Source organism: Sinomonas atrocyanea (genome assembly GCF_030811715.1).
Lineage (GTDB): Bacteria > Actinomycetota > Actinomycetes > Actinomycetales > Micrococcaceae > Sinomonas > Sinomonas atrocyanea_A.
Genome location: NZ_JAUSRH010000009.1, coordinates 81,680 through 95,803, shown reverse-complemented (window position 1 = coordinate 95,803; position 14,124 = coordinate 81,680). Strand labels below are relative to the sequence as shown.

The window sequence follows — 14,124 nt, the reverse complement described above, 5'->3', positions numbered from 1 at the left end:
TTCCGGCGGAGCCCCATGCCGCACTCCATGTCCATGCTGGCCGGTTACTCCTGGGTCGCCTTGTCGGTGACCGAGTGTGACGCGCCGTACAGCAGCTGCGCCCCACCGTGGCATGTCCTGGTTTCGCCGGGGTTACGTCCACGCGTCCTGCGCGTGGCCGGCCCGCCCAGGTCTCCGCCGGTCCAAGTCTACCGGGGCGCTGCCCGCCCGCCGGACAGCGTGCGGGCGGGCAGCGCCTGCGGTCAGCGGGTGCTGCCGGAGCAGTAGGCGGACGCGTACGCCCCGGTGTCGCTCTTCTTCGACACGGTCTTGCCGTCGATGAGGATCTCGCACGTGACCTGGGCGGTGTCGGCGTTGCCGTCGGCCATCACCGACACGTTCGCGAGCACGAAACCGCTGTCCTTGAAGTCCTTGGTCCACGGGGCGGTGATGTCCTCGTCGCTGTTGCCTGCAGCATCCGAGTAGCTGACCTTGGCCTTGCCGTTGGTGGTGACCTTGTACTGCACCGTGTGCTCCGCGTTGGCGGCGGCGCTCGCCGAGGCGAGCGAGGACTGGAGCTCGCCGAGGCTCTTCCCGGACGTCTTCTCCACAGAGGACACGAAGGCCATCGCGACGATGAAGGTGATCAGGGCGATGATCGCCCCCACCGCGCCGAGGATGATGCCGGCGATCGAGAGGCCCTTGCCTCCGAGCTTCTTCACGAGCGCGATGATGCCGCACACGATCGCGCCCGCCGCCAGCGGCCACGCGATGACCGGAAGGAGGCCGAACAGGACGGCGAGGCCGCCCGCCACGATCGAGATGATCGCCAGCGTCTTGTTCGGTTGCGGGCCGAACGGACCGGTGGGCTGCCCCTGCGGCGGGTACGGCTGCCCCTGCGGCGGGTACGGCTGCCCCTGCGGCGGGTACGGCTGGCCCTGCGGCGGGTACGGCTGGCCCTGCTGCGGGTAGGGCTGGCCCTGCTGCCCGTACGGCTGGCCCTGCTGCGCGTTCGGCTGCGGGTAGGGCTGGCCCTCAGCGGTGGCCTGCCCCGGCTTGCCGAACGGTGCGGATCCGGTCTGCGGGTGCGGGCCCGGGGCCGACGGCTGCTCGGGCGACTGAGGATGAGTCATGGAATCCCCCCTGGATTCAGGCTGCGCTGTCCCAACCCCTCGCTAGGACATCAAAGCGCGCCGCGATGAGTATTCCATGCCGGCCGCGCAAGGCCCATGCGCCACGGCGCGCGGGATTCCTTTGCGCGCCGCCACGCCCTCTGCGATGGAGTGCGCCTAGGCGAAGAGTCCGGCTCCCACGTAGGGCTCGAGGCGGCGGCGCTGGTCATCCGTGAGCCGCATGAGGCGGCCGGTGGACTCCTCCACGAAGGCGATCTGCGTCGTCGCCCGCACGCATTCGTGGCCGTCGACGGGGTCGTGCACGAGGTAGTCGAGGGTCAGCGCGGCGGCCTTGAGGCCGCTCACCCACACGTCCACCTGGGCGGGGACGTTGCGGTAGTCGAGCGGGCGCACGTACCGGACCCGGTGCTCGACGACGAGCGCGAGCGTCCCGTCCGGGACCGCCGAGAACAGCGGCACGAGCGGCTCGATGCCTGCCGCTCCCGTGCCCCCGGGGGGCCCGAAGGCGGCCACGCGAGCCTCCTCGAGCATGCGGACGATCTGGACGTTGTTGATGTGCCCGTAGGCGTCCATGTCCCCCCAGCGCATGGGGACCATGACGCGAAGCCGCTCGCTGCTCACCTTTTCGTGTCTACCACACCGCCTCCGCCGTCGCGGCGGAAGTGTGTTCCTGCCGCGGGCGGCGTCCGGGGCGCTCCGTGCCCCGCCGACGCCGTCCCCGCGGCCTGGTTCAAGCCTAGGAAAGCGATCTTGCGCGAGGGTGACGCCTGCGTTTAATCGCGGTTACGGCGCTCGTCCCGGCTGGCGGAGTGCGTGGCTAGGATGGAGTCAGCTCCCGATGGATGCAGGGCCCCCCGTCCGACCGCTTTCGGGGAGGTGGCCCGCTCGATCAAGCGACGGTGTCCGGCCGGCCGGCCGGGGGAAGAGGGAACGCCATGCTGTTCGACCACCACGATGATGAGCCGATCCGCGTCCTGACGGATGCGGAGAGCTGGGAGCTCCTCGACAGTGCCCGCCATGGCCGCCTCGCCACGGCGGCCGCGGGCGAGCTGGACATCGTCCCGATCAACTTCAGGTCCTCGGGCGGCAAGCTGTACCTCAAGACGACTCCCGGCACCAAGCTCGCAGAGCTGACCATCCACCCCCAGGTCGCCTTCGAGGCGGACGGCATCATGCAGGACGAGGCGTGGAGCGTGGTCATCAAGGGCACTGCCCGCGTGCTCGAGCACTCCCACGAGATCGCAGAGGCCGAGGCCGTGAACATCGAGACGTGGCTTCCCACCTCCAAGAGCGTGTACGTGGAGATCGCGCCCACCTCGATCGAGGGCCGCCACTTCCAGCTCGGCGCAGAGCCCGAGGAGACCACCGCGCGGGACTACTGAGCGGGCGCCCGCGCTCTGGAGCACCATGGCCAACTCCGCGTCCGGTGACTCGATGGTCCACCGTCTGGTGCGCATCATCGCCGCCTTCGACGGCGAGCACCCGACGCTGAGTGCTGCCGAGCTCGCCCGCAGGGCGGGGTTGCCGAGCAGCACGGCGTACCGGATCGTCGATGAGCTGCTCGCCGAATCCCTGCTGGACCGGGACGGCCAACGGCTGCGCCTCGGGACGCGGCTGTGGGAGCTCGTTTCCCGCGGTTCCAAGGTCCTGGGCCTCCGGGAGGCTGCCCTGCCGTTCATGGAAGACGTCCAAGCCGTCGTGGGGCACCACACGACCCTCGGCGTGATCGACCAGCAGGATGTGCTCTACATCGAACGCCTCGGTTCGAACACCTCCACCATCAACATCACGCGCGTCGCAGGGCGCCTGCCGATCCACGCCACGTCCACGGGCCTCGTCCTCACGGCATTCGGTCCGGCTGAGGCGCAGGAGACGTTCCTCCGGCGCCGCCTGCCGAAGCTCACGAACACCACCGTCACGGACCCGGACGAGCTGCGGCGGATGCTCGCGGAGATCCGTCATTCCGGGTTCTGCGTCATGCCCGGGACCATCGTTCCCGAGTCGACGGGCGTCGCCGTGCCGGTCTTCGCCGCGGACGGGACGGCCATCGCCGGCCTGAGCGTCGTGATCCCCCGCGAGGGCGGTCCGGTGCAGGCGTCGATCACCGCGCTCCAGACGGCTGCGCGGGGCATCTCGCGCGCGCTCGGCTGGGACGGCACGCTCCGGGACGCCATCCGTCGCAGCCTCTGACGAACAGCACGGCTTCCCGATCATCGGGAAGGTGTGATGTGCAATACATCGTCCGCAGGGACTCTCGTGAGTAGCCAGTTCACCGGCTCGAAGGAGAGTCCCCATGAAGTACCTCACCGGCAGACCGCAGGCCGCGTACGACGTCGTCGTGCTCGGCTCGGGTGCGGGAGCGCTCACCGCAGCAGCCACGGCGGCGCGCGCGGGCAAGTCCGTCGTCGTCCTCGAGAAGGCTTCGCTGCTCGGCGGCACGAGCGCCGTCTCCGGCGGAATGCTCTGGATCGCCGCGAATCACCACGCCCGCGAGGCGGGCTTCGAAGACTCGACGGACACGGCGCTCGACTACGTCCGCGCCGTCTCCCGGGGCCGCGGCCGCGAGGAGCTCCTGGCCGCCGCCGTGACACACGGCGATACGATGCTCAGCTTCGTCGAGCGGGAGCTCGGCGTGAGGTTCCTCTACCTCGACAACTTCCCCGACTATCGGCAGGACCTCCCCGGCTCCGTCGACGGCGGCCGGACCATCGAGCCACAGCTGGCCAACATCGTCGAGCTCCTGGGCGACCTGGGCGAGCACGTCCGCTCCGACGGCCGGGCCCCGTTCACCATGCAGGAGTACGAGGACTGGGGCGCGTTCACCCGGTTCCCCTGGGACGAGCTCGGCGCCCGGGCCGAGTCCGGCCTCGTCGCCAAGGGCCGCGCCCTCGTGGCGATGCTCCTCGCCGCCGCGGTGCGTGAAGGTGCGCACGTGGCGGTCGAGGCCCGCGGTGAGCGCCTGCTCCGCGACGACGGTCCGGCGCACGACGCCGGCCGGGTCACCGGAGTGGTGCTGGCCACCGGGGAGGAGATCGCCGCCAGAGAGGCGGTGGTGATCGGCACCGGCGGCTTCGAGTGGGATCGGTCCCTGGCCGACTCGATGCTCGCCAGCCGCCTCTACACGATGTGCTCCCCACCCACCAACGAGGGCGACGGCCTGCGCATGGCCCAGCGCATCGGGGCCCAGACCCGGGGCACGCGCGAGGCGTGGTGGGCGCCCATGTCCATCACGGGCGACACCCGCGATGGGAAGCCGATCGGCACGCTCCTGCGCTTCGAGCGCCAGGGGCCCGGCTCGATCATGGTCAACCGCCACGGAAAGCGCTTCGCCAACGAGTCCCAGAACTACAACGACCTGGCCCGGTGCCTCCAGTCGTGGGACTCCCCCAACAACACCACCCTCAACACCCCCGCCTACGTGGTGTTCGACGAGGCCTACCTCGAGCGCTACGGGATCCTCTCCCACCGCGCCGGCGAACCCACCCCCCAGTACCTCGCCGAGGGCGCCACCCTGGCAGAGCTCGCGGGCACCATCGGGGTGCCGGCCGGAAACCTGGTCGCGACGGTCGAGCGGTTCAACGCGTTCGCCAGCAAGGGCGAGGACCCCGACTTCCACCGCGGCGAGACGGCGTACGACCGGTACTGGGGAGACGGCGGGAACACGTGGCCCAACCCGTCCCTCGCACCCCTCGAACGCGGCCCGTTCTACGCCATGGAGGTGGTCAACGGGGCGTTCGGCACCAACGGCGGCATCGCAACCGACGGCTCCGCGCGCGTCCTCGACGTCGACGGAGCCCCGATCCCGGGGCTGTACGCCGTGGGCAACGCCACCGAGAGCGCCTACGCCGCCGGGTACCCCGGCGCCGGAGCAACGCTCGGTCCGCTCATGACCATGGGCTACCTCGCGGGCCGCACGATCGCCGGGCAGCCGGCGGCCTACGAGGCCGCGCTGGCCGGGGCGGAGGCCGCCCGATGATCCGCCACGCCGTCCTCTTCAAATTCAAGCCCGGCTTTCCCACCGAGGAGCGCAACGCCTGGACCGCTGGCCTGGACCGCATGCGCGGCAAGATCCCGGGCCTGATCGCCCTCACCCACGGGCCCGACGTCATCCGCTCGGGGCGGGCCTTCGACTACGCGATCGTCGCGGACTTCGAGTCCGTCGCCGACATCGAGGTGTACAACACCCATCCCCTGCACGAACCGCTGAAGGAGTACTCCTTCCCGAACAGCGAGCAGATCATCTCCGTCGACTTCGAGATCACCAAGGACACCCCATGAGCACTGCCGCTCGCCCAGCCCACGCCGGCCACACGCCGTCGTCCGCGGCCTCCTCCCAGAGCCCGGGCGCCCACCGCAAGACGCCGAAGAAAGCGGCCCTCGCGTCGTTCCTCGGCTCCACTCTGGAGTACTACGACTTCTTCATCTACGGCACCGCCGCAGCGCTGGTGTTCCCGGCGCTCTTCTTCCCAGCGGACAATCCGACCGCGGGCCTCGTGGCCGCCTTCGCAACCTTCGGGGTCGCGTACGTCGCCCGCCCGCTGGGCGGGATGGTCATGGGCCACTTCGGCGACCGCCTCGGACGCCGGAACGTGCTCCTCATGACGCTCACGCTCATGGGGCTGGCCTCCTTGGGGATCGGCTTCCTCCCCACCTACTCCTCCGTCGGCCTGCTCGCACCCGTGCTGCTCACGCTCGGCCGGCTCCTGCAGGGCTTCTCGGCCGGCGCCGAATCAGCGGGCGCCTCGACCCTGACCCTCGAGCACTCGCCTGAGGGGAAGCGCGGCTTCTTCACCTCGTTCGTCATGGCGGGCTATGCGTCCGGCATGGTCCTCGCCACCGTCGTGTTCGTCCCGATCACGGCCCTGCCGAAGGAGGACCTCATGACCTGGGGCTGGCGGGTCCCCTTCTGGTGCTCCGCGGCCGTCCTCGCGATCGCCTACTGGGTGCGGACCCACCTCGAGGAGACACCGGTCTTCAAGGAGGCCCGCGCTGAGGGCGAGGTGCGCAAGCTCCCCCTCGGCCAGGTGCTCCGCTATCAGGCAGGGGACGTGGTCCGGGTCCTGTTCATGTCGATCTTCTCCGTCATGCAGACCATCTTCACCGTCTTCGGGCTCTCCTACGCGACCGCCCACGGCGGCCTCGACAAGGGCGCCATCCTCACCATCAACGCCGTGGCCATCGGCCTCTCGATGCTCGTGATGCCCCCCGTTGCCGCCCTCTCCGACCGGGTGGGCCGCAAGCCGCTGCTCCTCATCGCGATGATCGGCTGCTCGGGCGCGCTGTTCGCCTACTTCTGGGCCCTCGGCACGGGCAACCTCGTCGTCGTTGCCGCCGCCAGCTTCGTGTTCATGACGGTGCTCTACTCCGGGTTCAACGGCGTGTGGCCGGGCTTCTTCGCCGAGCTCTTCGCGGCACCCGTCCGCTACTCCGGCATGGCGCTGGGCAACCAGCTCGGCCTCCTCGTCGCCGGCTTCGGGCCCATGATCGGCGGCCTGCTCATGACCGCCGGACCCGCAGGGTGGGTGCCCGTGGCCGTGTTCGGGACGGCGTGCGCCCTCGCCGCGGTGATCGCCACCGCGAGCTCGCGCGAGACCGCGCACACCCCCGTCGACGAGCTCGGCGGGCCGTACCTCAAGGCCGTCTCGGGCCATCCGGCTCCCACGAAGTGATCAAGGAGATTCCGAACCGCATGGGACAGAAGACAGCAGCGTGCGACGTCCTCGTCGTCGGATCCGGCGCCGCCGGCATGGCGGCAGCGCTCAAGGCGGCCAGCCAGGGCCTGAGCGTGATCGTCGCCGAGAAGGAGAAGTACTTCGGAGGGACCACCGCCATTTCCGCCGGCTGGGCCTGGGTCCCCGGCAACCGCGCCGGCGCGGCCGCCGGGGACAGCCGCGAAGAGGTCGAGACCTACCTCCAGAACCTCGCCCCCAGCACCTACAATGCCGACGGCGTGGCCCAGTTCCTGGACACCGTTCCCGAGGCGCTGGACTTCTTCGAGCGCCAGACCGCGGTCGAGTTCGTCTACCCCGAGAAGGCCCCCGACTACCAGATGGACCTGCCGGGGGCGCGTCTCGGAGGCCGAGCGATCCTCCCGAAGGACACCGACGCGCGCATTCTCGGCGACAAGCGCCTGCTCATGCAGCCGTACATGTCCTCCTACACGGTGTTCGGGTACATGCCGCAGGTGGGTCCGGACATCAACGAGTTCTTCCACGTCAACCAGTCCGTGAAGTCCTTCGTCTACGTCGCCAAGAAGCTCCTGCGCACCTGGTTCGACGCCGCCCGCTACCGCCGGCCCGTGCTGCGCTCGAACGGCAACGCCCTCATGACCCTCATGGTCAAGAGCGCCTACGACGCCGGCGTGCGGATGTGGAAGTCCTCCCCCGTCGTCTCGCTCACCAGGGGCGACGACGGCGCCGTCACCGGAGCGGTGCTCGGCGGCGAGCACCCCGTGCACGTCGAGGCGAAGCTCGGCGTCATCCTGGCTGCGGGCGGCTTCTCGGGCAGCACCGAGCTGCGCAAGCGGTACTTCCCGCACGACCCGGCGGGCACCAACCACTTCACCCCGACCGTGGGCCACGGCGGCGACGCCGCTGCGATGGCACTCGCTGCCGGCGGCCACATCGATGACAGGGTCTCCTCGGTCGGCTCGTGGGCGCCGGTGACCGTCTTCCGGTTCCGCGACGGGCGCCAACGCCTCTTCCCGCACCTGCGGGCCATCGGGCTGCCCGGGCTCATCGCCGTGGACCGCCACGGGAAGCGATTCGGCAACGAGGCTCTGAGCTACCACGACTTCGGCGGGCAGATGATCGCCCACAGCGCCGGCGAGGAGCAGACGTTCGGCTACGTCATCGGCGACGCGACGTCCATGCACAAGTACGGGATCGGCTACGCCAAGCCGTGGCCCATGCCCCGCGGCTACTTCTACAGGATGGGGTACCTGGTCAAGGGACGGACGCTGGAGGAGCTCGCGGGCAAGCTCGGCGTCGACGCCGAGGGGCTGAAGCAGACGGTCGCCGAGTTCAACGCGGGCGCGCGGGCCGGCGAGGACCCGCAGTTCGGGCGAGGCTCCACCGAGTACAACCACTTCCGCGGGGACATGGAGCACAGGCCCAACCCGAACCTTGCACCCCTCGACAAGGGGCCGTACTACGCGGCCAAGATCCAGATGGGCGATCTGGGCACCTTCGCCGGCATCGCCGTCGACTCCGACAACGTGGTCATCACGGAGGAAGGGACGCCGATCCCCGGCCTCCTCGCCGTGGGCGCGGCCGCCCGCAGCGTGTTCGGCGGCGGCTACCCGGGCTACGGCTCGCACATCGGCGCGGCCCTCGTGTTCGGCTACCGGGCCGGACGTGACATCGCGGCCCTCGCCGCCGCACGCGGGATCGAGCGTGGGCTCATCGAGGGCGGCGTGCGATGACCCGCGGGTCGGACCGCGTCGCCGGGAAGGTCGCGCTGATCTCCGGCGGGGCGCGCGGGATGGGCGCCTCACATGCCCGCGCGCTCGCGGCCCACGGTGCGAGCGTCGTCGTCGCGGACCTGCTCGAGGAGGAGGGGCGCGCGCTCGTTGAGAAGGTCAACGCCGAAACCGGGACCGAGGTGGCGATGTTCGCCCCCCTCGACGTGACGGACTACGCGAGCTGGGAGCGGGCGGTGAGCGCCGCCGTCGAACGCTTCGGCAGACTGGACGTGCTCGTCAACAACGCCGGGATCTTCACCCGCGGGTCCGTCGAGGACGCCGACGTCGACGAGTGGCGCCGGACGATCGAGATCGACCTGACCGGCAACTTCCTGGGCATGAAGGCGGCCGTGCCGCACATGAAGGCCGCAGGCGGCTCCATCATCAACATTTCGTCGATCGCGGGTCTCGTCGGGTTCAGGAACCGGGCCGCGTACGCCGCCGCGAAGTGGGGCGTCCAAGGACTCACCAAGACGAGCGCCATGGACCTCGGCCCGTACGGCATCCGGGTCAACTCGGTTCACCCCGGCTCGGTCAAGACTCCCATGACGGCGGGCCTGGCCCGCGGGTTCGGCCAGATCCCGCTCGGCCGCGACGCCGAGACCGAGGAGATCTCGGACCTGGTCCTGTTCCTCGCCTCGGACGAGTCGAGCTTCATGACCGGGGCCTGCCTCGCGATCGACGGCGGGGAGACCGCGGGGAACAACCTCAGGCAGGACGCGTAGTGCAGTTCGACCAGCGGGTCGCGGTGGTGACCGGCGCGGCGTCGGGCATCGGGGAGGCTACGGCGCGCCTGCTCGCCTCCCGAGGGGCCGCCGTGGTGATCGGGGACGTCGCGGAGGGCGCGCACGACGTCGCGCGCGGCCTCCGCGACGAGGGCCACCGGGCGCTGTTCGTCCCCACGGACGTGACCGACGAGGACTCGGTGGCCGCGCTCATGGACCGCGCCGCGGCGGAGTTCGGCTCGCTCGACGTGCTCGTGGCCAACGCGGGCATCGCCGAGCCGAAGGCACCGCTGCACGAACTCGATGTCGCCGCATGGCGACGCGTGATCGAGATCGACCTGACCGGGGTGGCACTGTGCGGCAAGCATGCCCTGCGGCACATGGTGGCCGCCGGGCGGGGCGCGGTGGTGAACGTCTCCTCGATCCTCGGCACGGTCGGGCAGCCCAACAGCACCTCCTACTCCGCGGCGAAGGCCGCCGTGGCGAACCTGACACGGTCCACGGCCGCGACGTACGCCCCACGCGGGATCCGGGTCAATGCCGTTGCACCCGGCTACGCCGACACGCCCCTCGTCGCCGGCCTGCCGGAGGCCGTGCGCGCCTCGATGGCTGAGAGGCAGCCCATCGGCCGGCTCGCGAGGCCCGAGGAGATCGCGGAGGCCATCGCGTTCCTCGCCTCGGACGCGGCATCGTTCGTGGTCGGGGCCGTGCTCGCCGTCGACGGCGGCTACACCGCCGTCTAGGTCTGGAGAGGCCCTGAGCCTATAGGCCTTTTCGGGTACGCATCTCGTCGCCCACAACGCGTTCCGGGTACGCACGCTCGTACCCGGAAGGGCGAAAAGGCGACGAGATGCGTACCCGAAACGGGGGTGGGGCGGGGTGGGTGGGGGAGGTTAGTCAGGTGCGGGGGGTCGCACCGGCTGAGGCCGCCGCCTCCTCCGCCTCGACGTCGATCCCCCCGGCGAACTGGCTCATGTAGAGCCGGTGGTAGACGCCCCCGCGCTCGAGGAGTTCCTCGTGCCGGCCCTGCTCGACGATCTTTCCGTTCTCCATGACGAGGATCGTGTCGGCGTCCCGGATCGTCGAAAGCCGGTGCGCGATCACGAACGAGGTCCGGTCGGTCCGCAGCGCGGCCATCGCCTTCTGCACGAGCAGCTCGGTCCGGGTGTCCACGGAGGACGTGGCCTCGTCCAGGATGAGCAGCGAGGGGTTGGCCACGAACGCGCGGGCGATCGTGATGAGCTGCTTCTCGCCGGCAGCGATGTTGGTGCCCTCCTCGTCGATCACCGTGTTGTAGCCGTCGGGGAGGGACCGCACGAACCGGTCCACATACGTGGCCCTCGCCGCGGCCATGACCTGCTCCTCGGTGGCGTCGAGGTTTCCGTAGCGGATGTTGTCGTAGATCGTGCCGCCGAACAGCCACGCGTCCTGGAGCACCATGCCCACCTTGGAGCGCAGCTCGTCCCGGGAGAGATCGCGGATGTCCACGCCGTCGAAGAGGATCCGGCCGGAGGAGATCTCGTAGAACCGCATGACGAGGTTCACGAGCGTGGTCTTGCCGGCGCCCGTCGGGCCGACAATCGCCACCGTGTGGCCCGGCTCGGCGGTCAGGGACAGGTCCTCGATGAGCGGCTTGTCGGGCGAGTAAGAGAACGAGACGTGCTCGAAGTCCACGTGCCCGTCCGTGGCCGCCGGCAGATGCCGCGTGGCCGTCTCGGGCTCCTGCTCCTCCGCGTCGAGCAGCTCGAACACGCGCTCGGCCGAGGCCACGCCGGACTGCAGCATGTTGGCCATGCCGGCGATCTGCCCGAGCGGCTGCGTGAACTGCCGCGAGTACTGGATGAACGCCGTCGCGTCGCCGAGGGTCATCTGCCCGGCCGCCACCCGCAGGCCGCCGACCACGGCGATCCCCACGTACGCGAGGTAGCTGATCCAGTTCATGATCGGGAACATCATCCCCGAGACGAACTGGGCGCCGAAGGACGCCCGGTAGAGGTCCTCGTTCTTGCCGTCGAAGCCCTCGACCATCTCCTTCTCGCGGCCGAACAGGATGGCCAGCTCGTGGCCCGAGAAGGACTCCTCGATGTGCCCATTGAGAATGCCGGTGTCCCTCCACTGCGCCTTGAACAGCTTCTGGCTGCGCGTGCCGATCACGCCCGTCACGACCGCGGAGAGCGGCAGGGCGACAAGGGCGATGAGGGCCAGCTCCCACGAGACGATGAACATCATCACGATGATGCCCAGCACCTGGAGGATCGAGGAGAGCAGCTGCGAGAACGCCTGCTGGAGCGCCTGCTGGACGTTGTCGACGTCGTTCGTGACCCGGGAGAGCAGGTCCCCGCGCTGCCGGGTGTCGAAGTAGCCGAGCGGCAGCCTGTTGAGCTTGGCCTCCACGTCCCGGCGGAGGCGGTAGACGATCCGCATCACGACGCGGTTGAGGATGAACCCCTGCGCCCACATGAACAGGCTCGCCACGAAGTACATGATCAGGATGACCGCGATGAGGAGCGTCAGCTCGTTGAAGTCGATCCCCCGCCCCGGCACGAGGTTCATGGCCGAGAGCATGTCCGCGAAGTTGTTCTGCCCCTGGGCGCGCAAGCCCTGGATGACCTGGTCCTTCGTCACCCCGGCGGGCATCTGCTTGCCGATCACGCCCGCGAAGATGACGTCCATGGCCTTGCCGAGGATCTTCGGGGCGATCACGGACAGGACCACCGAGACGATGATGAAGACGACCACCACGGCCATCCAGCCCATCTCCGAGCGGATCAGGCCGATGAGCCGCTGGGCCGTCCCCCGGAAGTCCTTGGCCTTCTGGGTGGGCATCTGCTGCCCGAAGCCTCCGCCCCCGCGGCCGCCGGCGGGGGCCGCGGCCTCCTCGGCCTCGGCCTCCTCCGGATCGACGGCCGGCACCGCGGCGCCCTTGCTGTCCTGGCTCATGCCTGCTCCCCCGTGGCTCCCGCAACGCTCTGGACTTCTTCGGCGCTGATCTGCGACTGGACGATCTCCTGGTACGTCGGCGAGGTCTCCAGCAGCTCCTCGTGCGTGCCGCGGTCCACGATCTTCCCGCCGTCGAGGACGAGGATCTGGTCCGCGCCCATGATGGTGGAGACCCGCTGGGCGACGACGATCATGGTCGCCCCGTGCATGCGGTCCCTGAGCGCGCGCCGCAGCCGCGCCTCGGTGGCGACGTCGAGGGCCGAGAACGAGTCGTCGAAGAGGTACACCTTGGGCTGGGCCACGAGGGCGCGGGCGATGCAGAGCCGCTGCCGCTGGCCGCCGGAGACGTTCGTGCCGCCCTGCGAGATCGGCGACTCGAGCCCCTTCGCCTTGGCGCGGACGAACTCCTCGCCCTGTGCGACCTCGAGCGCCTCCCACAGCTCGTCGTCGGACGCAGTCTCCTTGCCGAAGCGCAGGTTGTGCGCGATGGTGCCGGAGAACAGGTAGGGCCGCTGCGGGACCATCGCCACGCGGGAGGTGATCTCGCGCCGCGGCATCCGGGCCAGCGGCACCCCGTCGAGCAGGACCTCGCCCTCGGCGGCGTCGTAGAGGCGCGGGATGAGGTTCAGCAGGGTCGTCTTGCCTGAGCCCGTCGATCCGATGACGGCCACGGTCTGCCCGGGGCGAGCCGTGAAGGAGATCCCGCTCAGCACGGCGGCCTCGGCGCCCGGGTAGGCGAACGAGACGTTGCGGAACTCGACGACGCCCTCGGCCTTCTCGGGCACGGCGGGCTCGGCGGGCTCGGCCATGGAGGGCTCGACGCCGAGGACCTCGCCGATGCGGTCGGCGCACACGGTGGCGCGGGGGATCATCATGGCCATGAAGGTGCCCATCATGACGGCCATGAGGATCTGCAGCAGGTACTGCATGAACGCGGTGAGGGAGCCGATCTGCATGTCCCCGGAGTCGACGCGGTGGCCGCCGAAGAACAGCACGGCCGCGGTGGCCGCCTGCAGCAGCAGCATGATGATCGGGAACATCAGCACGAAGATCTGCCCGACCTTGAGTGAGATGTCCGTCAGGGCCCGGTTGGCGTCCGCGAACCGCTCCTCCTCGAACCGCTCGCGCACGAACGCGCGGACCACGCGGATGCCGATGATCTGCTCGCGCAGCACGCCGTTGATCGAGTCGATCCGGGACTGCATCTTGCGGAAGAGCGGCATGAGCAGGTAGACGAGGAATCCGACGACGGCGAACAGCACGCCCACCGAGACCCACACGAGCCAGGAGAGGCCGGCGTCCTCGTTGAGCGCCATGATGATGCCGCCCACGCACATGATGGGGGCCGAGACCATGAAGTTCAGCCCCATGAGCATGACCATCTGGACCTGCTGGACGTCATTGGTGCCGCGCGTGATGAGCGTGGGCGCACCGAAGCGCTGGAGGTCCTGGGCGGAGTACGAGGTGACCCTGCGGAACACGCCCTGGCGCAGGTCGCGGCCGAACGCCATGGCGGTCCTGGAGCCGAAGTAGACGGCCGCGATGGCGGTGAGGACCTGGACGAACGCGATGCCCAGCATGAGGGCGCCCTGGCGCCAGATGTAGTCCGTGTCCCCCTTGGCGACGCCCTGGTCGATGATCTGGGCGTTGATGCTGGGCAGGTACAGGGTGGCCATCGTCGTCGCGAGCTGGAAGACCACCACGGCGGCGATCCAGGGCCAGTAGCGGGCGCCGTAGCGCCGGATCAGAGTGAGGAGCATCGAGGTCCTTGCGGTCGGGCCCTGCCGGTGCCGAGCGGGGCGTGTCCAGCGTAGGCCTCGCGCGCGCCCGCGGGCATCCACCCTGAGGACTAATCAGGCAGCCTGCGGACGTGCTCTGTCCGCAG

The 14,124-nt window shown here is 69.9% G+C and carries 12 protein-coding genes; 8 read left to right on the top strand and 4 right to left on the bottom strand.

Going from position 1 to position 14,124, the window contains the following annotated elements:
• Positions 1–242 precede the first annotated feature (242 nt).
• Both J2W21_RS14100 and J2W21_RS14095 read right to left on the bottom strand, forming a co-directional pair.
• Entirely contained in the window at positions 243–1,112 is an 870-nt protein-coding gene (locus J2W21_RS14100) for an MmpS family transport accessory protein (RefSeq protein WP_307115136.1), read from the bottom strand.
• A gap of 156 nt (positions 1,113–1,268) precedes the next feature.
• Entirely contained in the window at positions 1,269–1,733 is a 465-nt protein-coding gene (locus J2W21_RS14095; protein WP_307115135.1) for an acyl-CoA thioesterase, read from the bottom strand.
• Positions 1,734–2,047: 314 nt separating this feature from the next.
• Between J2W21_RS14095 and J2W21_RS14090 the strand changes: the two genes are divergently transcribed.
• From J2W21_RS14090 to J2W21_RS14055, 8 genes are all read left to right on the top strand, one after another.
• A complete protein-coding gene (locus J2W21_RS14090; protein WP_307115134.1) occupies positions 2,048–2,494 on the top strand; it encodes a pyridoxamine 5'-phosphate oxidase family protein in 447 nt (148 codons plus the stop codon).
• Positions 2,495–2,519: 25 nt separating this feature from the next.
• Positions 2,520–3,302 (top strand): IclR family transcriptional regulator, encoded by a 783-nt coding sequence (locus J2W21_RS14085; protein ID WP_307115133.1) that lies wholly within the window; start codon positions 2,520–2,522, stop codon positions 3,300–3,302.
• A gap of 103 nt (positions 3,303–3,405) precedes the next feature.
• Positions 3,406–5,088, top strand: a complete 1,683-nt coding sequence (locus tag J2W21_RS14080; RefSeq protein ID WP_307115132.1) for an FAD-dependent oxidoreductase — start codon at positions 3,406–3,408, stop codon at positions 5,086–5,088.
• Entirely contained in the window at positions 5,085–5,390 is a 306-nt protein-coding gene (locus tag J2W21_RS14075) for a Dabb family protein (RefSeq protein ID WP_307115131.1), read from the top strand. The genes J2W21_RS14080 and J2W21_RS14075 overlap by 4 nt, the downstream gene beginning before the upstream one ends.
• Positions 5,387–6,781 carry an MFS transporter gene (locus J2W21_RS14070; RefSeq protein WP_307115130.1) on the top strand — a complete coding sequence of 465 codons (1,395 nt, stop codon included), beginning with the start codon at positions 5,387–5,389 and terminating at the stop codon, positions 6,779–6,781. The genes J2W21_RS14075 and J2W21_RS14070 overlap by 4 nt, the downstream gene beginning before the upstream one ends.
• Positions 6,782–6,801: 20 nt before the next feature.
• Complete coding sequence (locus tag J2W21_RS14065) at positions 6,802–8,535, top strand: FAD-dependent oxidoreductase (RefSeq protein ID WP_307115129.1); 1,734 nt, start codon at positions 6,802–6,804, stop codon at positions 8,533–8,535.
• The gene (locus tag J2W21_RS14060) at positions 8,532–9,299 is read left to right on the top strand and encodes an SDR family oxidoreductase (protein ID WP_307115128.1); all 768 of its coding nucleotides are present in this window, start codon (positions 8,532–8,534) and stop codon (positions 9,297–9,299) included. Before J2W21_RS14065 ends, J2W21_RS14060 begins: the two co-directional genes overlap by 4 nt.
• Positions 9,299–10,042, top strand: coding sequence for an SDR family NAD(P)-dependent oxidoreductase (locus J2W21_RS14055; RefSeq protein ID WP_307115127.1), 744 nt, complete (start codon positions 9,299–9,301; stop codon positions 10,040–10,042). The genes J2W21_RS14060 and J2W21_RS14055 overlap by 1 nt, the downstream gene beginning before the upstream one ends.
• A gap of 154 nt (positions 10,043–10,196) precedes the next feature.
• Here the strand turns inward: J2W21_RS14055 and J2W21_RS14050 are convergent, their stop codons facing one another.
• Both J2W21_RS14050 and J2W21_RS14045 read right to left on the bottom strand, forming a co-directional pair.
• Complete coding sequence (locus J2W21_RS14050; protein ID WP_373423111.1) at positions 10,197–12,239, bottom strand: ABC transporter ATP-binding protein; 2,043 nt, start codon at positions 12,237–12,239, stop codon at positions 10,197–10,199.
• Entirely contained in the window at positions 12,236–13,999 is a 1,764-nt protein-coding gene (locus tag J2W21_RS14045) for an ABC transporter ATP-binding protein (protein WP_307115126.1), read from the bottom strand. The genes J2W21_RS14050 and J2W21_RS14045 overlap by 4 nt, the downstream gene beginning before the upstream one ends.
• Positions 14,000–14,124: the final 125 nt, after the last annotated feature.

What these genes read in the sequence shown, in the direction of transcription:
- J2W21_RS14085 (WP_307115133.1), top strand. Translation starts at nt 2,520, where the DNA reads ATGGCCAACTCCGCGTCCGGTGACTCGATGGTCCACCGTCTGGTGCGC.
- J2W21_RS14090 (WP_307115134.1), top strand. Translation starts at nt 2,048, where the DNA reads ATGCTGTTCGACCACCACGATGATGAGCCGATCCGCGTCCTGACGGAT.
- J2W21_RS14060 (WP_307115128.1), top strand. Translation starts at nt 8,532, where the DNA reads ATGACCCGCGGGTCGGACCGCGTCGCCGGGAAGGTCGCGCTGATCTCC.
- J2W21_RS14050 (WP_373423111.1), bottom strand. Translation starts at nt 12,239, where the DNA reads ATGAGCCAGGACAGCAAGGGCGCCGCGGTGCCGGCCGTCGATCCGGAG.
- J2W21_RS14075 (WP_307115131.1), top strand. Translation starts at nt 5,085, where the DNA reads ATGATCCGCCACGCCGTCCTCTTCAAATTCAAGCCCGGCTTTCCCACC.
- J2W21_RS14065 (WP_307115129.1), top strand. Translation starts at nt 6,802, where the DNA reads ATGGGACAGAAGACAGCAGCGTGCGACGTCCTCGTCGTCGGATCCGGC.
- J2W21_RS14100 (WP_307115136.1), bottom strand. Translation starts at nt 1,112, where the DNA reads ATGACTCATCCTCAGTCGCCCGAGCAGCCGTCGGCCCCGGGCCCGCAC.
- J2W21_RS14070 (WP_307115130.1), top strand. Translation starts at nt 5,387, where the DNA reads ATGAGCACTGCCGCTCGCCCAGCCCACGCCGGCCACACGCCGTCGTCC.
- J2W21_RS14045 (WP_307115126.1), bottom strand. Translation starts at nt 13,999, where the DNA reads ATGCTCCTCACTCTGATCCGGCGCTACGGCGCCCGCTACTGGCCCTGG.
- J2W21_RS14080 (WP_307115132.1), top strand. Translation starts at nt 3,406, where the DNA reads ATGAAGTACCTCACCGGCAGACCGCAGGCCGCGTACGACGTCGTCGTG.